This is a genomic window from Natrinema soli, from assembly GCF_028618695.1.
In genome coordinates this window covers 1-20794 of sequence record NZ_JAQIVI010000611.1, presented here as the reverse complement: position 1 = coordinate 20794, position 20794 = coordinate 1, and the positions used below count along the sequence as shown (strand labels likewise).

Sequence of the window (20794 nt, the reverse complement as noted above, 5' to 3'; positions counted from 1 at the left end):
GGCGACCTCTTCGAGCAGGTCTTCGGCGGCGGTGGCGGCGGTGGACGCGGCCGCCGTCGACCCCGCAAGGGACGCGACCTGCGAACCGGACTCGAGATCGATCTCGAGGAGGCCTACGAGGGGGCACAAAAGCAGTTCAGCGTCGAGCGGCCCGAGGAGTGCGAGGTCTGCGAGGGCGAGGGCCACCCGCCGGAGGCCGACGCCGAGACCTGTCCGCAGTGTCAGGGGCGAGGGCAGGTGACCCAGGTCCAGCAGACGCCCCTCGGCCGGGTCCAGCAGACGACGGCCTGTCCCCGCTGTGAGGGTGAGGGGACGCTGTACTCGGAGACGTGCGGGGAGTGTCGCGGCGAGGGCTACGTCCGAAACGAGGCGACGCTGACAGTCGAGGTCCCGGCCGGCATTCAGGAAGGCCAGACCCTTCGGATGGAGGGCGAGGGCGCACCGAGCCCCGAGGGCGGTCCCCACGGTGATCTGCTGATCGACGTCTCGATTCGCGAGCACGAGGCGTTCGAACGCGAGGGCGACGACCTCCGGTACCGGCTGCCGATCTCGTTTCCGCAGGCCACCTTCGGCGACACCGTCGAAGTGCCGACGCTCGAGGGTGCGGCCGAGTTCGAGATTCCGACGGGGACCCAGAGCGGCGAGACCTTCCGCCTCGAGGGGAAGGGCATGCCGCGCCTGCGCGGTCGCGGACAGGGAGACCTCTTCGTGAAGGTGCAGGTCGTCACCCCCGAGAGCCTGAACGAGGAGCAACGCGACGCGCTCGAGGAGTTCGCGGAGGCCGGCGGCGACGAAATCGAGGTGAAGGAGGGCTTCTTCGAGAAGATCAAGCGGGCGTTCTAGCGAGCGGGACAGTTCCTCGCAGCGGGCACAACTGTTATCTCACCGGTAAATATGGGGCATGGCCCGTCAGTCCTCGGTGATGAACATCGCTCGAACGTACCGATCTGCGAATCAGGTGCGCAAGCTACTTCGGACGGAACGGCGGACCGGTTCGTCGTTCGACCTCCCTGCCAGTCGCCGACTCCGACTCTACCGGCGCGGCTTTCTGAGCAAGTCCGGCGTGATCTACGACTTCGAATCGAACGACCCCGCCGCGTACCTCACCGACTACCAGCGCTTCGTCGGGACGAAGCAGATCAACGGCCACTGGAACGCGTTGATCGACAACAAGCTCGCCTTCCATCGTGTCCTCGGGGAGTTCCCGGCTCATCGCCCGGCCGTCTACGGACTGCTCGCAAACGGGCGCTTTCACGCGTTCGATCCGGCCGCCGACCGGACGCCACTGACCGACGGCGGAATCGAGCTCGAGCACTCGACCGGATCGGAAACGATGGGGCCAACCGAGGAACCGATCGACTGGCTCGACGACGTCCTCTCGGACGGGGACCGGCTCGTGTTGAAGTGGTTCAGCGGCGGCGGCGGGAACAACGTCCACTTCCTCGAGCGAGTGGACGGCGAGTACCGGTTCGACGGCGAGCGGACGAGCGAGTCCGACCTCGTCGAGACGCTCGCGGGCCTCGAGAACTACCTCGTCTGCGAGTTCGTCGAACAGGCCGACTACGCGAACGAGTTGTTCCCCGACACGGCGAACACGCTTCGAGTCCTGACGATGTACGACGAGCGAGCGGGAGAGGCGTTCGTCCCGATCGCGATTCATCGAATCGGAACGCGGGACTCCGTCCCCGTGGACAACTTCTCTAACGGTGGGTTAAGTGCACAGATCGACCGCGAGACGGGCGCTCTCAGTGCCGGTGCCGAGTATCCGCACGACGGGATCGTCGGCTGGCACGAGACGCATCCCGAGACCGGCGCTCGCATCGAGGGAACGGAGATTCCCGGCTGGGCGGACATTCGCGACCGATTGCTCGAGATCGCGGAAGCGCTCTCTCACGTTCCCTACGTCGGCTGGGATCTGGTCGTCACCGGCGAGGGCGAGTTCCAGATCATCGAGGCCAACAGTTATCCGGGCGTCGCCTCGCTCCAGGTTCACCGACCGCTGTTGACCGACGACCGAACGCGTCGGTTCTATCGGAATCACGATGTGATATAGGGCGAGCGACGGCGCTCGAGCGGTCGACTCGAGCGATAGCTTCGTGCCTGTGGTTCACGGTACCATACAACACACCTATGGCCGCTGCGACCGAACGGTTTGACGGGGATACCCATGCCAGCACAACAGATACTGCTCCTCGCCGGTGATTACGTCGAGGACTACGAGGTAATGGTGCCGTTCCAGGCGCTCCAGATGGTCGGTCACGAGGTTCACGCCGTCTGCCCCGAAAAGGAGGCCGGCGACACCTGTCCGACGGCCATCCACGATTTCGAGGGCGACCAGACGTACACCGAGAAGCCGGGGCACCAATTCGAAGTAACCCACGACTTCGGGGCCGTCGATCCCACCGACTACGATGCGCTCGTCGTTCCGGGCGGGCGCGCACCCGAGTACCTCCGAACGTACGACGAGGTGCTCGAGATAACCCGCCACTTCTTCGAGGCGGACAAACCGGTCGCGGCGCTGTGTCACGGCGTCCAGATCCTCGCCGCGGCGGACGTGCTCGAGGGGCGGACCTGTACCGGCTATCCGGCGCTCGAGGCGGACGTCCGGATCTCGGGCGGAGACTGGAATGACGGCGTCACGCGCGACGGAAATCTCGTGACGGGACAGGCGTGGCCGGACCACCCCGAGTGGCTCGCGCAGTTCCTCGAGTGTCTCGGGACGGACATCGACCATGCCGAGCCGGCGACAGCGGACGACTGACCTCACCCCGCCGTACGGCGGGCCGCGACGGCGACGCCGGCGACGCGAGTCGGCGTCCTTTTTCCGCCCCGGTTCCCACTCTCGAGTATGAACGCTGGGACGGTCGACGAGCTGTTTACCCGGGAGCTCCGCGACGACCGGATCGGGCTCGTCGACGCGACGGGTCGGGAGTACGACTACCACTGGCTGTGTACCTCCTCGTGGCAGGCCGGGAACTTCCTGCGCCACGCGGGCGTTCGCGAGGACGTCACCGTCGGCGTCGTCGGCGACGGCCCGCTCGCACTACTCGCCTTCTTCGGGACTACGCTGCTCGAGGGAACCACCCGTTTCGAGCCGCCGACTGACCTCGCGGACGCGGAGGACTTTCGGGCCCTCGTCGCACCCGTTTCGGCCCTCGAGGAGTACGACCTCCCGCGCGGCGCACAGCGCGTCGGTTACGGATCGAACCCCGAAGCGCCGGACGTCCACCACTTCGACGCCGGTATCTGGACCGAGAACCCGTCGTTTCCGCCGCTGGCTATCGGTCCCGAGACGACGATTCTGAGCGACGGTGATCGGACCGTTACGCACGGAGAATTACTCGAGGCCGCACGCGCGGTGGTCGCGGAGAACGGCCTCGAAGCGGACGATCGGGTCGTCGTTCGCGCGCCACTGTCCGATCCGCGAGCCGTCGCAGCCGGCGTGATCGCACCGCTGCTCGTCCGAGGCGTGATCGTGCTCCCGGATAACGCGGAGGAACGGATGGTCGAACGGGGGGAGTACGCCGTCTCGAGCGAGTCCGCCGAGTCGGTGCCAGAACAGAACCGCATCGATCTCGATGCGGTGCCGCTTTTCTAACAGTATCGATTCTCGAAGCCGCGATCAGAGCTCTCGGTACAACAGGCCTTCGACCGCGGGGCCCGACAGCACCTCGCCCTCGTGAGTGAACCGGGAGCCGTGACAGGGGCAGTCCCAGGTCTCCTCGGCGTCGTTCCACCGAACGAGACAGCCCATGTGCGGACAGGTCGCCGAGACGGCGTGGACCGTTCCCTCCTCCTCGCGGTAGAGGCCGACCGGCTGGCTCGCGCGTCGAACGACGCGGGCGTCGCCGGGGGGCAGGTCAGCCGTTCCGTCGGCACCGAGCGCGGCGAGCAGCGATTTGATCCGATCACCGACGAAACTGCCGCCGACTGTGGCGTTCTCCTCGAGGAAGCTCTTGGCCGACGCTTTCGGTGTGAACCGCTGGGGGTCGAAGACATCGGCCCAGGGGCTCGAGCCCTGAACGATCAGATCTGCGAGGAGCATCCCCGCGGCCGTCCCGGTCGTCATCCCCCACCCCTTGAAACCGGTGCCGACGTAGACGTGCTCCGAGAGGGGATCGATCTTCCCGATGAACGGGACGTCGTCCACCGGCGAGTAATCCATCGTCGACCAGCGGTACTCGATCGACTCGACGTCGAAGTGCTCGCGGGCGAACGCCTCGCAGCGCCGATACCGTTCGGAGGTCGGCGGGCCATCGATTCCGGGCTTGTGGCTCTGGCCGCCGACCAGGAGGAGTTCCCCGTCGTCGGAATCGCCGCCATCGGAACCGCTACCGACCGACGCGCACGGTGAATACGTTCGCATCGTCGCCGGCGGCGAATCGGTGCTGTAGAACATCCCCTCGAGGGGCGTCTCCGCGACCCGAACGGCGAGCAGATACGCGCGGTGGGGATGCATCCGCGCGAAGTAGCCGGCGCGGTCGAGGACGGGAAAGTGCGTCGCGACCACCACGTCGTCGGCGACGACCTCGCCGCGCTCGGTTTCGACGCGACACGGCGAGCCGGGATCGACCTCGAGCGCGCGGGTCTCCTCGAAGACGTGGCTCCCGTCACCGTGAATTTCCTCGGCGATCGCCAGCAGATACTTCCGCGGATGGAACTGGGCCTGCCCGTCGAAGCGGATCGCACCGGGCACGTCGAACGGCAGCGGCGTCTCCTCGACGTACGCCGCCGGAAGATCGAGCCGCCGTGCGGCGTCGACCTCGTCGCGGATCCGGTCGACGTCGGCGGACGACGCGGCGTACGTGTAGGCCGCCGTTCGACGGAAGTCACAGTCGATACCCTCGTCGTCGACGCGCCGTTCGACCGCGTCGATCGCCGCCTCGTTCGAGTCGGCGTACTGTCGCGCCTTCTCCGGACCAAACTCTGAGAGGAGCGTATCGTAAATCAGTCCATGCTGGGAGGTCAGCTTGGCCGTCGTGTGACCGGTTGTACTCTCGACGATGCGATCCGCCTCGATGACCGCGACGGATCGTCCCGCCTCCGTCAGTTCGATCGCCGCGGTCAGGCCGGTGATACCGCCGCCGACGATCGCAACGTCGACCTCGAGGCCGTCCTCGAGGGGGCCGTACTCCGTCGTCGGCGTCGTGGCGAGCCACAGCGACTCTTCGCGCGGGGACTCGGGGAGGATCTGGTCCGCCATTGTGATCTGTGGGTCGGGCTATCCACACTCGAGGCAAAAGGAATCGGGGGTGCGATCGACTGCCGTCGAGCGATTTCCTCACGGCGGGTGACTCTCGGCGAGACGTGACGGTCACTGCAGCCGTCGGAATTTTTTATCCCGCCGTTCGTGGTGACATCGATCATGCCAGACGTCGCAATCGTCGGCGGCGGTCCCGCCGGACTGAGCGCAGCGCTCTTCACCGCGAAAAACGACCTCGAGACGGTAGTCTTCGATACGGACGAGACGTGGATGCACAAGGCCCACCTGTTCAACTATCCCGGCATCAGGAGCATCAGCGGCAGCGAATTCATGGAACTCACGCGCGGACAGGTTCGCGACCGCGGGGCTGACGTCCACGTCGGCGAGGAAGTTTCCGACGTCGACCCCGGCGACGACGGGTTCCGAGTCGAGACCAGCGTTGCGTCGGAGACGCAACGAGCAGACGGCGAAGCCGTCGACGAGGACGGCGAGTACGAGGCGGACTACGTGGTACTTGCGACCGGTGCCGACCGCTCCGTGGCGGAGGACCTCGGAGTCGACTTCGCCGACGACGGCACCGTCGACGTCGATCTGGACACGGAGACGAGCATCGACGACCTGTACGCGACGGGCGCGATGGTCCGCGACGAGGAGTGGCAGGCCGTGATCGCGGCGGGCGACGGCGCGTCGGCGGCGCTGGACATTCTCAGCAAGGAGAAAGGCGAGCATTTCCACGATTTCGACGTGCCCGACGACGTCGCGTGACTGAGTCGGAGGACGGTGGGACCCTATCCGATTTCAACGGTACGCGGCCGGTGAAACCGACCGATAGCGCCGCACCTGCGTGTTCGGGGCGTGCGACTAAGCAACTGGTTACTACAGTGTCTTCGTATGGCAATGAATGATCTCCACGAACTGTTCGTCCACAAGCTCGCACAACAGTACTACGTCGAACAGGAGCTCGTCGAGACGCTCGACGAGATGGCTCGCAACACCACCAACGACCGGATGAGTCAGGGCTTCGCCGACCACCGCGACGAGACGCGGACACAGGTTCAGCGAATCGAGGACGTCTTCGCCGCGCTCGACCGACCCGCGGAAGCGCGGGACTGCGCCATCCTCGACGGGCTCGAGGAGGACCATCGCGAACTCGAAGCCGAGATCGAGGACGACGAACTGCTCAACATGGTCTACCTGAACGCCGGGATGATGACCGAACGCGTCGAGATGACGGCCTACGAGGGGCTGACGACGATCGCGGAACGACTCGAACTCGGCAACGACGTCCAGACTCCCCTTAAGTCGAACTACGACGAGGAGAAATCCGCGTTTCGCGAACTCGAGGCGATGGCGACGGCGAAGGACATGAAGTCTCTGTGGGACCGGCTGACGCCGTCGTAACTCGTGATACGCAGCGATACCGGGTAGCTCTCCGATTCTCACCTCCGTACGCGCCGAGCCCGTTCGCTTCTCGAGCGGGAACTCAGACGAGCGGCGACCGATCAGCAGTCGTCTTCCTAATCGATCGGCAATAGTCGACTGACCCCTCGGGTACAAGAGCGATCGTATCAAACGGTACGGTGTGCAACTCGAGTGCGTCTTCTTCGGCCCCTTTCGAGACGCGGTCGGCGAGAAGACGGTTTTCTACGAGACTGACGCCGAAACCGTGGGCGAACTCCTGGTCGAACTCGAGGCCGCGTACCCGCTCGAGGGCGAACTCGTGGCGGACGACGGCGACGGGTTGGCTGGAGACACGGTCGTCACCAGAGACACGAAGAACGTCGTCCACATCGACGGCCTCGAGACGGAACTGGCGGCCGATTCAGTGATTCGACTGGTTCCGTTAGTATACGGCGGGTGATCCGGGCGGTTTCGGTCCCGCCTCGTTCTCTCCCGCCGTACGGACTGCTGTCCGTCAGTTCCGGCACACCCGCGAACCGTCCTGCGGGTGCGCCGGGACATCGGTACGCCAGACCGTCTCAGTCCGCCGACGGTGCGACCGTCTCGAGCGCCGCATCCGGAACGACGCCGGCGCTGGTCCAGCCCCGCGCCGCGTAGTACTCGTCGATCGCCGCCTCGAGGTCGGGGATCTCGTACGGTAACCCGTCGTCGGCGCGGTCGAAGCCGCGCTGGTTGTTGAAGTGACGCTCGAGACTGACGGTCCGGGCACCGATTTCCATGAGGTCCGCATAGTCGGCGTCGAACAGCGTTTCGAGTCGGTCGTCGGTGACGTAGTCGCTACCGAACGCACAGACGATGCCCGTATCCCGAAACGCCGCCGCGTTCTCCTCGTGGACGAGCCGCTCGGCCTTCCCGAGGGTGCCCTCCGGATCGAGTTCGCCGCTGTACTCGAGGGACAACATGCCGGCGTACATGTGGTCAGCGCCGCGATTCGCGAGGGCGTAGGAGAGCCCCTGCCCGTGGAGAACCCGTCCGTCGTGGGCGGCGAACTCCATCCCCTTGACGGTGTAGTTGTCGACGCCGAGTTCGTCGTGACAGCGATCGACTCCCTCGGCGAGGATATCGCCGATCCCCTCGCGGTACGCGATCCGTTCGGTGATCTCCCGCGCGAGTTCCGCGTTCCCGAACTCGTCCTCGCTCGCGAGGTAGGCCGCGACGGTGACGCCGGCGGAGATGGTGTCCATTCCGAGCGTGTCACACAGCTCGTTCGCCCGCATCACGTCGACGATGTCGCCGACGCCCTGGCTCGAGCCGAACGCGTAGACGGTTTCGAACTCCGGGCCTTCGGTTTCGACGCCGGTCTCCTCGTCCCGCGTCGGCAGCTTGCAGGCGTAGGCGCAGGCCGAGCACGCGCCCTTCTTGTACTTCTTTTCCGCGACGGCGTTGCCGCCGATCCGATCCGCGTGCTCGAACTCGTACTCGCTGAAGTACCGGGTGGGAAGCGCGAAGTTGTCGTTGATGAACTCGGTGCTGCCCGTCGTCCCCTGTCGCCGCATCAGGTCGTCCGACTGCGCCGCCTCGCGGTGGACGTCCATCTCGGGCGGATCCGGAATCTCGACGGTCGGCGCGGCGTCACCTTCGAAGGTGATGCACTTGACGTTCTTCGATCCCAGAACCGCACCCAGTCCGCCGCGACCGAACGCTCGCGAGTCGAACGTCATCACCGAGGCGAACCGAACCCGGTTCTCGCCGGCCGGCCCGATCGCGATGCAGTTGTCCGGGCCGAGGCCGTGGCGTTCGGTCACGTATTCGGAGGTCTCCGGTACCGTCGCCCCCTCGAGCCCCGGCACCGCTTCGAACTCGACGCCTTGATCCGTCACGTGAACGGCCAGCAACTCGTCGCTCCGTCCGGCGAGCTCGAGGACGCTGATTCCCGTCCCGACGAAGTTCCGCGAGAGGTAGCCCCCCGCATTGGTCGAGACCAGGCCGTCGGTCAGCGGCGAGAGCCCGGTCATATTCATTCGACCGGTAAAGGACATACCGGACTGCTGGAGGGGTCCCGTGGCGAGATACGCGCGGTTTTCGGGTCCGAACGGATCCGCGTCGAACGGAATTCGTTCGTGGGCCAGCGCGGTCGCGACCGCCCGCCCACCGACGTTCGTCTCGAGCACGTCGTCGATGGTCGTCTCGGATGCCGTTCGCTCACCGACGTCGACGGTGAGCAGCGGCCCTTCTGCGTGAAGCATGAGACGGAATAGCACTCGAGGGCTCTTAGCTCTGGGTCCCGGTTCGACGGCAGCCATCGAACTCGCAGTGCGAGCCGGCCGGATCAACAGGAGTATGATCCTCGAGAGAATACGCCCGCCGCATGGTGTACGATGCGGTCCTGTTCGACTTCGACGGGGTCGTGGTCGAGACCCCCTCGTCACAGCGGCTGTCCGACGCTCTCGGTCGAACGTACGAGACGCTCGAGTGTTCCGGGCCGGCGACCGAGACCGTCCGGGCGATCGTGGCCGGCGACTTCGAGTCGATCGCCCGACGGTGTCACAGCCTCGGCATCGAAACGGAGACGTTCTGTGCGCGGGCCGCACGGGAGATGGTCCGGACCCAGCGCGAAGCGGTCGAACGCGGGCTGCGATCGGTCTACGACGATATCACCGCGGTTCGGTCGCTCGAGCAACCCCTCGGGATCGTTAGCGACAACCATCCGGCCGTCGTCTCGACGCTGCTCGAGCGGTTCGGGCTCCGATCCCTGTTCGAGACCGTCTACGGCTGTCCGCTGACTCCCGACGGGCTCTCCCGTCGCAAGCCCGACCCGACGAACATCGAGACCGCGATTGCGGATCTCGAGGCGGAGTCGGCGCTCTACGTCGGTGACAGGGCGGTCGACGTCCGGGCGGCCGATAACGCGGGTATCGAGTCGGCGCTGCTCTCGCGGTCCGAGGACGACGACCCGACCGAGATGGACGTTGAGCCGACCTACCACCTCTCGTCGCTCTCGCAGCTCCCGACGGTTCTCCGATAGACGGCGACGCAGCTCGGAACCCGAACCGTCGATCATCGCCTCGCGAGCGATCGACGCACGTCCCGAGGCGACGAGACGAGACGGATGGCAGATTCGTGGCCGCGCTTTTTCCGCCCGCTCGCCGTAGGCTGCGTATGGAACCCGACGACACCTGGACGACCCTCAGGAACCAGTGCGAGGCCCTCGAGCCGGGTGCGGAACTGATTACGCCTGTCTCCCAACGGCCGTTCGGAATCGAGCGAACCGCCGAGGATCGGATCGTGGTCCGGTTCGGCGACAGCGGCGAACGGCGGCCGCTCTGGCGCGAGCAGTTCGTCGTCTTCCTCGAGCGACTCGACGAGGGTTCGATCGCCGTCGAGCAACTGCAGCCGGGCGTCGAGCCGTACGCCAGCGTCGTGACGCTGGCCGACACGTACGCGACTGACGACGAGACGATCAGATACGACGCCGACGCCGTCGGCGGGGAGACGCCGTTTCTCGTCCCGGCGGCGGACGCGCGGGACCCGCCGGAACGCGTTCACGACGATGCGATGCTGCTCGCGGCGCTGCTCGAGGAGATCGATGCCGACAGCCCCTCGGAACTCGACACCGACTCGCTGACCGATCTCTACGTGCTCGCGTCGGACGTCCAGCACGGATCTGACAGGCTGCGCCGGTCGGCCCGCGAGCCGCTGCTCGAGCGACTCGGGCCCGATCAGCGGCTCCACGGACGGTACGGCACCGTGAGACGGACGACGCGGGAGCGCCGCCGGCCGAAGGACGCCGAAACCGTGTTCGCCGCCCTCGACGAGCGCGGCATCCCCCGCGAGTGGGTCACCGGCATCGATCGGGACAAGGTAGACGTGGTCCTCGCGGTGACCGACCTCGAGGAGAGCGAGGTCTACGACGTCGACGAGGACGTGTACGTGCAGAAGACCGGCGTCGACGAGGACGAGAAGTACTCGCGGCTGCAGGGGATCGCCGACCGGATCGACGCCCTCGAGGGTGCCGAGGGCGAGGAACTGCGCGAGGAACTGGACGCCATCGAAGATCGTCTCGAAGCGGCCCTGTCGGCGGGATAAGTGATCGCGGAGAGCGTCGGGGCCGCGAGGCGGTGGCGAAGAACTCGAGGAGGAAAGCGGGGAGCGCGTTCCATCACTGGAAATCGAAGGGATTGCGCCCGTACTGAACGAAACTGGTATTCCGTACGAGCTACCAGTTTCGGGGCGATAGTTGCAGACGGAACCCGCGTTTGCCACCGTTGGGAACGGGGGCTCCTGGGAAGGCGACTATCGGTCCGCGTACCGCGATAACCGATGACGTTATATTCACACACGGCCCCTGAGACGTGTGGAGCCCGAAAGTACGATCCAATCCGTGACGAGAATGCTGCGACTTCGCTCTCTCCCGTGGTAATGACGCCCTCAGATACTATCCGAGAACCCGACCAGCCATCCTCCTTCGAAGAAGCCCTCAGAACGGTCATCGTGAGCTGTTACGCGAACGGCGAACCGGTCGAAGGGGAGTGGGAGATCACCACGCCCGTAGCCGATGCACCGAACTGGATCGTCGACGTCCAAAAGGTCTACTCTGACGCGGAGTCGGAATACGATCCCGAGCTTATCGACTGAGAACTCCGAGCGTTTTCGTTACTTTTGTCACATAAACTCGACCCACTGGACAGTCAGTTTGTAAGCCAGTTGAGACTATCGGAATACATATGATCTCGGTTGTCGATACGCTACGTATGCTCCGCTGACGCCGTTCAATGACGAGTCGCCCGCGAGCGCGTCGTGTGAGCTGAGCACCGAAGTACCCATGAAGTCCAACGCATCCGACCCCGACGACGTGAGCACGAACGGCCGAGAAATCGATCCAACGACGATGTTCGAAGCGCTCTCACACGAACGTCGACAGTACGCGCTGCAGTATCTTGCCCAAAAGGCGGCTGCTGTCCCCCTCGGTGACGTCGCGGAGTACATCGCGGTCCGCGAAGGCGAACCCACGCGAGACCGGTACGAACGAATCCTCACCGGGTTCTATCACCTGCATCTTCCGCACCTCGCTGCTGCAGATCTCGTTGCGTACGACGAGAAGCGAAAGACGGTGACACTGCTCGTCGAGCGAGAGACCGTGAGTCCGTACCTCGACCTCCTCACGACAGAGTGATGAGGGGTGGTGTTCCGGGTGGTTTCGGGTTATCGCGGCCCCACCGCCGGAATACTGCACCCCACAAACCCTTTTGGCTGCACGCCGCCTACGTCGAATCATGTACGTGCGGGACGCGAAAAACAGAGAGGAGGTCTGGTTGCTGGATCACATCGAATCGATGGGTCTCGACGAGACGGCGTTCCGCTCGCGCGACTACGTCGTCGCGGTCGACGAGGAGTCCGGCGAGAAGGCCGGCTTCGGCCGCATCCGCGTCCACAAGCCCGACGAGAGCGAGGATGTCTGCGAACTGACCAGCATCGGCGTCCTCGAGGGCTGGCGCGGAGAGGGCGTCGGGGCCCACGTCGTCGAACGGCTCGTGGAGTACGCGAGCGATGAAGGGTTCGACACCGTCTACGCCCTGACCGGCGAGGGGGGGTATCTCGCCCAGTTCGGCTTCCAGCGGATCGATGAATCGGCCCTGCCGCCCGTTCTGCGGGATCGGCTCGCGGCCAAACGCAACGGCGTCAATCCGGACGCAGTGTCGCTTTCGATCGATGTCGCCGAGTTTCGACTGCCCGACCGGCTCCGGGACGCGTTCAAGAACGCCCCGGACGGGCGCGACGACGCGGACGACGAGGAGTCACCGGAAGACTTCGGCATCGACCCCGAATCGGCGACGTACAAGTACGATACGGGCCGCTGACCGTGAGGTCACCCTCACTTCAGTCACCGGTTCGGGCCCGCTCCGGCCGATCGCCCGGGGAAGCCGTGGCGGAACGCGATCCAGCCGATACCGGAGAGAAACACCATCGGAGGCAGGACGGCGAACGCCCACAGCGGATCCAGTCCCCAGCGGAGCAAGAGGCCGAGATTCACCAGTCCGAGCGCGAGAAACGGTGCGACGTAGCGGGCGGCGCGGCGACGATCACCCGCGTCGTCGGACCCGCCCGTCGGTTCCGTTGCCATGTCAGAGGCGTCGATGGCTCGAGACATAAGCGGTTGTTGCGATCGACGTGACACTCATGAATTCGAACCAGTCAGATTCGACTGCTGCGCGGATCGATTCCGACGACAGCGACGGCAGTGATGACAGCGATACCAGCGACGCCGGCGAAGGCGACGAGGTCCGCGTCTGGCTCGTCGAGCGAACCTACGGCGACGACGAACTCAATCTCATCATCCTCGTCTACGCGACCGAAGACGGCCGCCGATACCACCGCCGCGAGCGCGCGTTGACGAGCTTTACTGGACCAGCGCGGGAGACGAAAGCCGGGTTACTCGTCTCGTCCGATGCGCTCGGGAGCGTCGACGATTCGACGACTCGAGAGCGCTACGCCGACGAAGCCTCGCGAATGGCGGCGCAACACGATCCAACTGACAGCGTTTGAACCGGTCGGAACGCGGGTCTGCGGGACGGCCGCGCAAACGCGGCGCGTTCATCAAAGTTCAAGCCCCGGCCGGTCCACGATAACTATAATGTTCGACCCCGACGAACTCGAGGAGATCCGTGCCAGCAAGGAGGAGTGGCACGAGGAGGAAGTCGAACCAGTCCTCGAGCGGTTCGGCGAGCGCAAGGAAACGTTTACGACTGATACGGGCGGTCAGGAGGTCGATCGACTCTACACGCCGGCGGACGTCGACGACCTCGATTACGAGGCGGATCTCGGGAATCCCGGCGAGCCGCCGTACACGCGCGGTATCTACTCGACCGGCTACCGCGGTCGGCTGTGGACGATGCGCCAGTACGCCGGTTTCTCGACGCCCGAGGACACCAACGAGCGGTATCACTATCTGCTCGACGAGGGACAGACCGGACTCTCGATGGCCTTCGACCTGCCGACGCAGATGGGGTACGATTCGGACGCGTCGATGGCCGCCGGCGAGGTCGGCAAGGCCGGAGTCGCGATCGACTCGCTCGACGACATGGAGACCGTCTTCGACGGCATCCCGCTCGACGAGGTCTCGACGTCGATGACGATCAACGCGCCGGCGTCGGTGCTGTTAGCCATGTACATCGCGGTGGGCGACCAGCAGGGCGTCGACCGCGAGGAGCTTCGCGGGACGATCCAGAACGATATCCTGAAGGAGTACATCGCGCGCAATACGTACATCTATCCGCCGGAGTCGTCGATGCGGATCATCACGGACATCTTCGATTTCTGCGCCTCCGAGACGCCGAAATTCAACACTATCTCGATCTCGGGCTATCACATCCGCGAGGCCGGTTCGACGGCCGCTCAGGAACTCGCCTTCACGCTGGGAGACGGCATCGAGTACGTCGAGACGGCGATCGAGGCCGGGCTCGACGTCGACGACTTCGCACCCCAGCTGTCGTTCTTCTTCAACGGCCACAACAACATCTTCGAGGAGGTCGCCAAGTTCCGCGCGGCCCGCCGGATGTGGCACGACATCATCGACGAGCGCTTCGACGCGGACGATCCGAAGTCCAAACAGCTCAAGTTCCACACCCAGACGGCGGGCTCGATGCTGACCGCCCAGCAGATCGAGAACAACGTCGTCCGCGTCGCCTACCAGGCGCTCGCAGCGGTTCTCGGCGGCACCCAGAGTCTTCACACCAACGGCAAAGACGAGGCCCTCGCGCTGCCGACCGAGGAGTCCGTCCGGACGGCGCTGCGCACCCAGCAGATCCTCGGCCACGAGTCCGGCGCGGCCGACACCATCGACCCGCTCGCTGGCAGTTACTACGTCGAATCCCTGACCGACGAGGTCGAGGAAGAGGCATACGAGATCTTAGAGGAGGTCGACGATCGCGGCGGCATGCGCGATGCCGTCGAGCAACAGTGGGTCCAGCGCCAGATTCAGGACACGGCCTTCGACCGGCAGAAGGAGATCGAGGACAAAGAACGGATCATCGTCGGCGTCAACGAGTTCGAGGTCGACGAGGAGCCCCAGATGGACGTCGAAGAGGTGACGGCGGCGGACCAACAGCGCCAGATCGATAGCCTCGAGTCCGTCCGCGCAGAGCGCGACGACGAAGCGGTCGACGCGACTCTCGAGGCGTTGCGCGACGCGGCGCGGAGCGATCAAAATCTGATGCCCTACATCATCGACGCGGTCAAGGCGTACGCGACGGTCGGCGAGATCTGTAACGTCATGCGCGACGAGTTCGGAGAGTACCAGCCCGGCGGCGCGATGTGAGCGCCTGAACATCGAATTAGGTTCGCGTAATACCGTCTATCCGACTCGAGTAATACCCTTTTACAGCCCGTCTCGTCGGGTGATTCGAAGATAACACTCGATTGAACGGGGAATTCGGAGGAACGGTCGGATCTGTTTATCCTCGTCTCGGGCAACCGCCTGTCGTGAGCGCACTATGAGCGACCAATCCGACGAGCGATCGACCCCGGTATCGGAGTCGTCCGACAACTATCCATCGGCGTCCCGTCGTCGCGTGCTGCAGGCGGCCGCGGCCGCAGGTGGTGTCGTCGGTCTGAGCGGGATCGGTGCCACCCAGTTCGATACCCAGACGATCGAACTCGGCGGCGAAACGAGCGGCTGGCAGGGCGTTTCGCCCGACGCCATCGCGGACGAGACGAACCCCACACTGGAACTCGAGGAGGGGACCACGTACGAGGTCACGTGGGAGAATCTCGACGGTGCCGCACACAACTTCGTCATCGTCGACAGCGAGGGCGAGGACCTCGAGCGGACGGAACTCATGAGCGAGCAGGGCGAGACCCAGACGCTCGAGTTCGAGGCGACGAGCGAGATGGCGGAGTACTACTGTGAGCCGCATCGGGCGACGATGCGCGGGGAGGTTTCAATCGGTGGTGGCGATGGTGCACCTGAGGAGTCGGGTGACGGCCAGAGCCAGCCCTTCTTCCAGTCGGGGACGGAGATCGGCGTCCAAACCCTCGCGGAGGGGATGACCGCGCCGACGGACATGGCGGTCGCCGACGAGGACCAGAACCGATACTTCGTCGCCGATCAGACTGGCGAGCTCTGGGTCGTCACCGACGAGGGGCTACAGGACGAGCCGTTTCTCGACGTCAGCGATCGACTCGTCGAACTCGGAACGTTCGAGGGTGAGTACGCGGATCCGAACCAGGACTACGACGAGCGCGGGCTGCTCGGAATCGAGTTCCATCCCGAGTTCTCGGAGAACGGTCGCTTTTACGCCCACTACAGCGCGCCGCCGAACGACGAGACGCCCGACGGCTGGAGCCACGTCGAGGTCGTCTCCGAGTTCCAGGCCAACGACGACATGAGTCGGGGCGATCCCGAGTCCGAACGGGTCCTGATGGAGTTTCAGAAGCCCCAGTATAACCACGACGCGGGGCCGATGGCGTTCGGCCCGGACGGCTACCTGTACGTCCCGATGGGGGACGGTGGCGGTGCGAACGATAATATGGAGGGCCACGTCGAGGACTGGTACGACGACAACGAAGGCGGGAACGGACAGGACGTCACCGAAAATCTACTCGGCGGTGTCCACCGAATCGACGTCGATTCGGAGGGTGACGACCGGCCGTACGGCATCCCGGACGACAACCCGCTGGTCGACGAAGAAGACGCCCTCCCCGAGTACTACGCGTGGGGGATGCGCAATCCGTTCGGCATCTCGTTCGATAGCAACGACCGGCTGTTCGTTTCCGATGCCGGACAGGACCTCTTCGAGGAGGCGAACCTCGTCGAGGCGGGCGGCAACTACGGCTGGAACGTCAAGGAAGGCACCCACTGCTTCAGTACGGACAGTCCGAGCCAGCCGCCGGAGGACTGCCCCGACTCGGCCCCCGACGAAGCACCGTACAACGGTCAAGAGCTGCAGGACCCGATCGTCGAGTATCCTCACGTCTATCAGGAACAGGCGGTCGGTATCACGATCATCGGCGGCCACGTGTACGAAGCCGATGCCGTCCAGGAGCTGAACGGCAAGTACATCTTCGGCGACTGGACGTCGGACCCGGCGCGACAGTCACCGCAGGGGCGGCTTCTCGCCGCCTCGGAACCCGACGGCGGAGGCGAACCGATGACCGGCGAAGATGGCGGTAATCAGACGGAAGGAGCGAGTCCCGACGAACAGGGAGCCCCCAAGAACGCGACCGAAGACACGCAGGACGAGCCGATCAGCGGGGGTAACGCGACGAACGAGACGAACGCGACCAACGCGACCAACGCGACCAACGCGACGAACGAGACGAACGAGACGAACGTGACCAACGCGACGAACGAGACGAACGCGACCAACGCGACGAACGAGACGAACGCGACCAACGAGACGGCCGGTGACGGAACAGAAAATGCCGATGTCGGGGGTCAAGAACAAGTCGTCCCGCGAGACGAACTCTGGAATATGGAGGAACTCCAGGTCGCGGGAACCGAAGACGGCTCGTTCCCCTACTTCGTCCGGCAGTTCGGGCAGGACAACGACGGCAACGTGTACGTCCTCGCGAACCAGGTGGGCGTTCCCGAAGGTGACACGGGCGCGGTCATGCAGATCGTTCCACCGGGCGAGGGAGATTCCCTGTCTCCGCCCGAAGGGGGCGCTGGTATGGCGGAATCGGCTGGCAACGAGACGGCTGGCAACGAGACGGCTGGAAACGAAACCACTGCGAACGCGACGGCCGACAACGAAACCGCTGAGAACGCGACGTCTGACGACGGGTAACGTCTCGAACGACGAGACGCTCGGCTCGCGGCCATCACTTTTTCGGATCCGACGAACCCGTCCGGTCGCTCGTCACTCGCCGGGTCTGGCTTGAATACGGACGGTATCGAACGGCGAGCCGTGAGCACTGATTCAACGAGCGGGACGGTCATCGCACAGGGTGCCGAGATCCCGGCGCTCGGGCTCGGTACCGCGGGCATGTCAGGCGACGACTGCCAGCGGGCCGTCGAAACCGCGCTGGCGGTCGGCTACCGTCAGATCGACACCGCCCAGTTGTACGACAACGAGACCGCGGTCGGTCGGGCGGTCGCCGAGAGCGAAGTCGACCGCGAGGACGTCTTCGTCGTGACGAAAATCCACCCCGATAACGCCGCTCGAGCGGACGTACACGAATCAACCCAACGGAGCCTCGAGCGGCTCGAACTCCAGACCGTCGACCTCCTCCTGTTGCACGGACCGAGCGACGAGGTACCGCTCGAGGAGACTATCGGTGCGATGAACGAACTCCAGCACGACGGACTGGTCGAGCACATCGGCATCAGCAATTTCGGGATTGACGGACTCGAGGACGCGATGGCACACTCCGAGACGCCGATCGTCACGAATCAAGTGAAGTACCATCCATTCCACCAGCCGGATGACCTCGTCACGTACTGCGTGGAGAACGAGATTCTCCTGACGGCGTACAGCCCGCTCGCGGAGGGAGCCGTCGTCGGCGACGACCGACTGGAGTCGATCGGCGAGCCGTACGACAAGTCGGCGGCGCAGGTCGCCCTGCGGTGGCTGATCCAGCACCCCTACGTCGCGGCGATTCCGAAGGCGGCGAGTCGTGAGCATATCGAGGCCAACGCGGATATCTTCGACTTCGAACTCTCGCCCGAGGAGATGCGCGCAGTGTTCGAACTCGGCGGCGGACCGTCGGATCGACTGGTCGACCAGTTGCAACTGGAGTGACGGCCGACGCGAGGCGGCGGGCCCGCTCCTCGAGTGCGACTCGAACGCCACGAAAAATCATAACAGTAACACGGCCGCTCCGTGCAGTACAATCCGATGCACTTCGACCACGCCGGGATCGCGATCGACGACGCACAGACCCTCGCAGCGCTGTACGACGATCTCTTCGGTCTCGAGGCGGTCCACGAGGAGGTGTTCGACGGGATGCGCGTCGTCTTCCTCGACTGCGGTGACGGCTACTTCGAGCTGCTCGAGCCCATCGAGGACGGAACGATTTCGCGGTATCTCGAGGACAACGGGGCGGGAATTCACCATCTCGCGCTCGCGACCGACAACATCGAGGGGGCCCTCGAGACGGTTCGCGAGCACGACGTGACGCTGATCGACGAGGAGCCGCGACCGGGCGCGTGGGGTCACTCGGTTGCGTTCTTGCATCCCAAGGACACCGGTGGCATCCTGATCGAACTCGTCGAACACTGATCGTCTCGGCTCTCGTTTTACTCGCTCGCCGAATAGTCATACTCGGCCGCAGTGATCTGCTGGCTCTCGTCGCCGGTCTCGTGGTGGACTTCGACGCGCTCCGGATACCGCCCCTCGAGGTCGATTCGGGCCGCGTAGTTGGCGGTGCCGAGACAGTCGATACAGGTGTCGCCCTCCTGTTCGCCGACGGCGACGGTGAGTGCGAGGACATCTCGTCGCTCGTCGTAGTCCGTCTCGGCCAGCGAGAGGGTATGACACGGCGTCGGCGTCGTGATATCGCCGTCGACGATCACGGTTTCGTCCGCGAACTCCACGGTCCCACCGTCCTCGTCCGTCCCGCCTGCACACTCCCGCCCGCCGACCTCGAGGGACGCGTCTGCAACCGCCGGAGTCGGACAGGATATCGAGGTCGAGGTCGACTCCGTCTGCGTGCCGGTATCGCTAAGTGTCAGAGTCGATCGAGAGCGGGTGCAGTCGAAGGGGCTGCGGTTGACCCCGTCGGTGACGGTCGCCTCGCTCGTACCGTCGTCGCTGCTCGTCGTGGCGGTGATCGCGTACGTCCGCGGTTCGACGAGGACGAGCGTGATCGCATCGCCCGCCGCGAGATCGATATCCCGCTCGAGCAGCGCGTCGCGATCGCTCCCTCGTGCGTCGTCCCCGTCGCCTTCGCCGGTTCCCTCGGCCGTGATCGACACGGAGATCGTTCGAGCCGCCTCGCTCTCGTTTCGTAGCTCGAACTCGTGTGGCGGGTGCGCATCGAGGAACGGAACCTCGTCGGGGTCCCCGACCTCGATCGTGTCGTCCGATTTCGATTCGCTGGCGGTCCGATCGGTGTCGGCGCTCGAGTCGGTAGCGGGCTCGTCACCGTCGGTACCGGGACGGTCCGACTGGAGCCGGTCGAACGTCGAACCCGTGCAGCCGGCCAGTCCACAGACCGCGCCGGTCGTACCGGCGAGGAGGTCTCGTCGTCGCATACGCGTTTCCACCACGATGTGGGATAAACACCTTTGTCAAGCGTTCTAACCTGTCCGCTGGAGCGACCGTCACTCCTCCCGAAACAGGCAAATGTCACGACCGGACTGAAACCCGTCGCGCGTATACGCGAGCGTATGCGTATGAACGACCTCCTGCAACGCGAGACACGGCGCGACAGTAGTAGCGAGACTCGCCGACGGTCTGAGACGGACGGTCGATCGCTGGTCGAAAGCGGGCCGTTTCGGCTCGCACGCGTCCTGTTCGGTGCCGTTCTCGCGTTCATGGCGACGGACAACCTCCGGAACCTCGAGGGCCGAGTGCAGTTCGCCGAAACGAAGGACGTCCCGGCCCCGTCGTTTTCGGTGCCCGCGATAAGCGGCGGACTCCTGTTCGGCGGTATCGGCGTCGCGCTGTGGCGGGTGCCGGCCGCCTCTGCCGCCGCGGTAGCCGGATTCTTCGCCACCGCCACGCCGCTGATGCACGACTTCTGGAACGTCGACGACCCGGAAGCGAAACAGCAACAGATCAACGACTTCTCGAAGAACGCCGCCCTGCTGGGAGCGGCGCTCGCGTTCGTGCAACTGGGCCGATCGACGGAATCCGACGCGTGAGTTCGCCGGGCCGGCACCACAAGACCGGCCCCGCGGTCCGGCAGCGAGTGACGCCGATCGTCAGCCGAAGTTTTCGATCAACGCTTCGTCCGGGTCGCCGCCGACGTCGTCGATCGCCTCGGCGACGAACGTGACGAAGTCCTCGAAGCCGAACGCGTATAGCTGGCCGTCCTCGCGGTGCGTGGCGATCGCGTCCGCCAGGTCGTCGTCATCGTCCTCGTCGACGTACCGGATCGTTGCACCGGCGCTCTCGAGCGCCTCGAGCCGGTCGGTGTGGACGGGTTCGTCCGCTCGGTAGATGACGACTGCGTCGTGACCCGCGTCGTGGGCCGCCTCGGCGACCGTCTTGAGTTCCGATGCGGGGACGTCCGCTGCCAGCAGTCGCT

At 65.1% G+C, this 20794-nt stretch carries 22 protein-coding genes and 1 pseudogene; 18 read left to right on the top strand and 5 right to left on the bottom strand.

The annotated features are described in order from the left end of the window. The 4 genes from PGX04_RS27905 to PGX04_RS27890 all read left to right on the top strand — a co-directional run. On the top strand, positions 1-843 hold an 843-nt coding region (locus tag PGX04_RS27905; RefSeq protein WP_273741469.1), incomplete at its 5' end, for a J domain-containing protein. A gap of 58 nt (positions 844-901) precedes the next feature. Beyond that, positions 902-2053, top strand: coding sequence for a sugar-transfer associated ATP-grasp domain-containing protein (locus PGX04_RS27900; RefSeq protein WP_273741468.1), 1152 nt, complete (start codon positions 902-904; stop codon positions 2051-2053). Positions 2054-2167: 114 nt separating this feature from the next. Beyond that, positions 2168-2761, top strand: coding sequence for a DJ-1/PfpI family protein (locus tag PGX04_RS27895; RefSeq protein WP_273741467.1), 594 nt, complete (start codon positions 2168-2170; stop codon positions 2759-2761). An 87-nt stretch (positions 2762-2848) separates the two neighbouring features. After that, a complete protein-coding gene (locus PGX04_RS27890) occupies positions 2849-3598 on the top strand; it encodes a hypothetical protein (protein WP_273741466.1) in 750 nt (249 codons plus the stop codon). A 24-nt stretch (positions 3599-3622) separates the two neighbouring features. Here PGX04_RS27890 and PGX04_RS27885 read toward each other — a convergent pair whose 3' ends face one another. After that, positions 3623-5203, bottom strand: coding sequence for an FAD-dependent oxidoreductase (locus PGX04_RS27885; RefSeq protein WP_273741465.1), 1581 nt, complete (start codon positions 5201-5203; stop codon positions 3623-3625). Positions 5204-5365: 162 nt separating this feature from the next. Between PGX04_RS27885 and PGX04_RS27880 the strand changes: the two genes are divergently transcribed. The 3 genes from PGX04_RS27880 to PGX04_RS27870 all read left to right on the top strand — a co-directional run bounded on the left by PGX04_RS27880 (position 5366) and on the right by PGX04_RS27870 (position 7064). After that, positions 5366-5968 carry an FAD-dependent oxidoreductase gene (locus PGX04_RS27880; protein ID WP_273741464.1) on the top strand — a complete coding sequence of 201 codons (603 nt, stop codon included), beginning with the start codon at positions 5366-5368 and terminating at the stop codon, positions 5966-5968. Between the two features lie 132 nt (positions 5969-6100). Further along, complete coding sequence (locus PGX04_RS27875) at positions 6101-6604, top strand: YciE/YciF ferroxidase family protein (protein WP_273741470.1); 504 nt, start codon at positions 6101-6103, stop codon at positions 6602-6604. Positions 6605-6785: 181 nt separating this feature from the next. After that, positions 6786-7064: a MoaD/ThiS family protein gene (locus PGX04_RS27870; RefSeq protein WP_273741463.1), complete on the top strand. Its 279-nt coding sequence runs from the start codon at positions 6786-6788 to the stop codon at positions 7062-7064. A gap of 118 nt (positions 7065-7182) precedes the next feature. Here the strand turns inward: PGX04_RS27870 and PGX04_RS27865 are convergent, their stop codons facing one another. After that, complete coding sequence (locus PGX04_RS27865) at positions 7183-8850, bottom strand: aldehyde ferredoxin oxidoreductase C-terminal domain-containing protein (RefSeq protein WP_273741462.1); 1668 nt, start codon at positions 8848-8850, stop codon at positions 7183-7185. A 122-nt stretch (positions 8851-8972) separates the two neighbouring features. Between PGX04_RS27865 and PGX04_RS27860 the strand changes: the two genes are divergently transcribed. From PGX04_RS27860 to PGX04_RS27840, 5 genes are all read left to right on the top strand, one after another. Continuing rightward, complete coding sequence (locus PGX04_RS27860) at positions 8973-9629, top strand: HAD family hydrolase (RefSeq protein ID WP_273741461.1); 657 nt, start codon at positions 8973-8975, stop codon at positions 9627-9629. A gap of 134 nt (positions 9630-9763) precedes the next feature. Then, positions 9764-10690: a DUF7983 family protein gene (locus PGX04_RS27855; RefSeq protein ID WP_273741458.1), complete on the top strand. Its 927-nt coding sequence runs from the start codon at positions 9764-9766 to the stop codon at positions 10688-10690. 333 nt (positions 10691-11023) lie between these two features. After that, positions 11024-11239, top strand: a complete 216-nt coding sequence (locus PGX04_RS27850) for a hypothetical protein (RefSeq protein ID WP_273741457.1) — start codon at positions 11024-11026, stop codon at positions 11237-11239. Positions 11240-11426: 187 nt separating this feature from the next. Then, positions 11427-11777, top strand: coding sequence for a DUF7344 domain-containing protein (locus tag PGX04_RS27845; RefSeq protein ID WP_273741456.1), 351 nt, complete (start codon positions 11427-11429; stop codon positions 11775-11777). Between the two features lie 100 nt (positions 11778-11877). Further along, positions 11878-12462, top strand: coding sequence for a GNAT family N-acetyltransferase (locus tag PGX04_RS27840; RefSeq protein WP_273741455.1), 585 nt, complete (start codon positions 11878-11880; stop codon positions 12460-12462). A gap of 23 nt (positions 12463-12485) precedes the next feature. Here PGX04_RS27840 and PGX04_RS27835 read toward each other — a convergent pair whose 3' ends face one another. Next, positions 12486-12725, bottom strand: a complete 240-nt coding sequence (locus PGX04_RS27835) for a DUF8142 family protein (RefSeq protein ID WP_273741454.1) — start codon at positions 12723-12725, stop codon at positions 12486-12488. A 56-nt stretch (positions 12726-12781) separates the two neighbouring features. Here PGX04_RS27835 and PGX04_RS27830 point away from each other — a divergent pair, with 56 nt between their 5' ends. From PGX04_RS27830 to mce, 5 genes are all read left to right on the top strand, one after another. Beyond that, positions 12782-13147: a DUF7967 family protein gene (locus PGX04_RS27830; protein ID WP_273741453.1), complete on the top strand. Its 366-nt coding sequence runs from the start codon at positions 12782-12784 to the stop codon at positions 13145-13147. Positions 13148-13235: 88 nt separating this feature from the next. Further along, positions 13236-14918, top strand: coding sequence for an acyl-CoA mutase large subunit family protein (locus PGX04_RS27825; RefSeq protein ID WP_273741452.1), 1683 nt, complete (start codon positions 13236-13238; stop codon positions 14916-14918). Positions 14919-15093: 175 nt separating this feature from the next. Continuing rightward, a complete protein-coding gene (locus PGX04_RS27820; protein ID WP_273741451.1) occupies positions 15094-17388 on the top strand; it encodes a PQQ-dependent sugar dehydrogenase in 2295 nt (764 codons plus the stop codon). A gap of 120 nt (positions 17389-17508) precedes the next feature. Beyond that, positions 17509-18342, top strand: coding sequence for an aldo/keto reductase (locus PGX04_RS27815; RefSeq protein WP_273741450.1), 834 nt, complete (start codon positions 17509-17511; stop codon positions 18340-18342). Positions 18343-18438: 96 nt separating this feature from the next. After that, the gene (gene mce / locus PGX04_RS27810) at positions 18439-18822 is read left to right on the top strand and encodes a methylmalonyl-CoA epimerase (protein ID WP_273741449.1); all 384 of its coding nucleotides are present in this window, start codon (positions 18439-18441) and stop codon (positions 18820-18822) included. A gap of 17 nt (positions 18823-18839) precedes the next feature. On the opposite strand, the gene PGX04_RS27805 is transcribed toward mce, so the two are convergent. After that, entirely contained in the window at positions 18840-19796 is a 957-nt protein-coding gene (locus tag PGX04_RS27805) for a hypothetical protein (protein ID WP_273741448.1), read from the bottom strand. 141 nt (positions 19797-19937) lie between these two features. Between PGX04_RS27805 and PGX04_RS27800 the strand changes: the two genes are divergently transcribed. After that, a complete protein-coding gene (locus PGX04_RS27800) occupies positions 19938-20408 on the top strand; it encodes a DoxX family protein (RefSeq protein ID WP_273741447.1) in 471 nt (156 codons plus the stop codon). Between the two features lie 60 nt (positions 20409-20468). Here the strand turns inward: PGX04_RS27800 and PGX04_RS27795 are convergent. Beyond that, positions 20469-20794: pseudogene (locus PGX04_RS27795) on the bottom strand (hypothetical protein); the annotation flags it as partial.

Coding starts and splice junctions, on each gene's coding strand:
- PGX04_RS27900 (WP_273741468.1), top strand. CDS start 902: ATGGCCCGTCAGTCCTCGGTGATGAACATCGCTCGAACGTACCGATCT.
- PGX04_RS27895 (WP_273741467.1), top strand. CDS start 2,168: ATGCCAGCACAACAGATACTGCTCCTCGCCGGTGATTACGTCGAGGAC.
- PGX04_RS27890 (WP_273741466.1), top strand. CDS start 2,849: ATGAACGCTGGGACGGTCGACGAGCTGTTTACCCGGGAGCTCCGCGAC.
- PGX04_RS27885 (WP_273741465.1), bottom strand. CDS start 5,203: ATGGCGGACCAGATCCTCCCCGAGTCCCCGCGCGAAGAGTCGCTGTGG.
- PGX04_RS27880 (WP_273741464.1), top strand. CDS start 5,366: ATGCCAGACGTCGCAATCGTCGGCGGCGGTCCCGCCGGACTGAGCGCA.
- PGX04_RS27875 (WP_273741470.1), top strand. CDS start 6,101: ATGAATGATCTCCACGAACTGTTCGTCCACAAGCTCGCACAACAGTAC.
- PGX04_RS27865 (WP_273741462.1), bottom strand. CDS start 8,850: ATGCTTCACGCAGAAGGGCCGCTGCTCACCGTCGACGTCGGTGAGCGA.
- PGX04_RS27860 (WP_273741461.1), top strand. CDS start 8,973: ATGGTGTACGATGCGGTCCTGTTCGACTTCGACGGGGTCGTGGTCGAG.
- PGX04_RS27855 (WP_273741458.1), top strand. CDS start 9,764: ATGGAACCCGACGACACCTGGACGACCCTCAGGAACCAGTGCGAGGCC.
- PGX04_RS27850 (WP_273741457.1), top strand. CDS start 11,024: ATGACGCCCTCAGATACTATCCGAGAACCCGACCAGCCATCCTCCTTC.
- PGX04_RS27845 (WP_273741456.1), top strand. CDS start 11,427: ATGAAGTCCAACGCATCCGACCCCGACGACGTGAGCACGAACGGCCGA.
- PGX04_RS27840 (WP_273741455.1), top strand. CDS start 11,878: ATGTACGTGCGGGACGCGAAAAACAGAGAGGAGGTCTGGTTGCTGGAT.
- PGX04_RS27835 (WP_273741454.1), bottom strand. CDS start 12,725: ATGGCAACGGAACCGACGGGCGGGTCCGACGACGCGGGTGATCGTCGC.
- PGX04_RS27830 (WP_273741453.1), top strand. CDS start 12,782: ATGAATTCGAACCAGTCAGATTCGACTGCTGCGCGGATCGATTCCGAC.
- PGX04_RS27825 (WP_273741452.1), top strand. CDS start 13,236: ATGTTCGACCCCGACGAACTCGAGGAGATCCGTGCCAGCAAGGAGGAG.
- PGX04_RS27820 (WP_273741451.1), top strand. CDS start 15,094: ATGAGCGACCAATCCGACGAGCGATCGACCCCGGTATCGGAGTCGTCC.
- mce (WP_273741449.1), top strand. CDS start 18,439: ATGCACTTCGACCACGCCGGGATCGCGATCGACGACGCACAGACCCTC.
- PGX04_RS27805 (WP_273741448.1), bottom strand. CDS start 19,796: ATGCGACGACGAGACCTCCTCGCCGGTACGACCGGCGCGGTCTGTGGA.
- PGX04_RS27800 (WP_273741447.1), top strand. CDS start 19,938: ATGAACGACCTCCTGCAACGCGAGACACGGCGCGACAGTAGTAGCGAG.